The sequence below is a fragment of the Bradyrhizobium algeriense genome, assembly GCF_003062295.1.
Taxonomy (GTDB): domain Bacteria; phylum Pseudomonadota; class Alphaproteobacteria; order Rhizobiales; family Xanthobacteraceae; genus Bradyrhizobium; species Bradyrhizobium algeriense.
The window spans coordinates 1-530 of sequence record NZ_PYCN01000214.1; the positions used below are offsets into that span (position 1 = coordinate 1).

Here is a 530-nt window from a genome sequence, read left to right on the forward strand (position 1 = left end):
GGTGAGTTTTGCCATCCGGCTCTCAAGCGCCTCCAGCTTCTTGCGCAGGGGCGCCAGCGCCACCCGGCGCTCTGCAGCGGCGCGGCGCTCATCGATCTTGGAGGCGGTGGGTGCCTGCGGCCTGTCGGAGCGCTTCTGCGGATCGAGATCGCCGGAGAGCACGAGCTGGCGGTAATCGTCCATGTCGCCGTCGAAAGGCTTTACGCTGCCGTTGCCGACGATCCAGAGCCGGTCGGCGCAGGCCTCGATCAGGAAGCGGTCGTGGCTCACCAGGATGACCGCGCCCGTATAGTCGTTGATCGCCTCCATCAGGGCCGTGCGGCTGTCGATGTCGAGATGGTTCGTCGGCTCGTCGAGGATGAGGAGGTGAGGGCCTCTGAAGGCCGCCAGCCCCATCAAAAGGCGCGCCTTCTCGCCGCCCGACAGGGCAGAGACCGGCGTGTCCGCCTTCGCGCCCGGAAAGCCGATTTGCGCCGTGCGGGCGCGGATCCTGGCGATCGGCGTGTCCGGCATCCGCTCGGCGACGTGGT

The 530-nt window shown here is 68.1% G+C and carries 1 protein-coding gene; it reads right to left on the reverse strand.

From position 1 onward, the window contains the following. Positions 1–530, reverse strand: a 530-nt coding sequence (locus tag C7G61_RS43180) for an ATP-binding cassette domain-containing protein (protein ID WP_145963854.1), incomplete at both ends; no start/stop codon positions are given.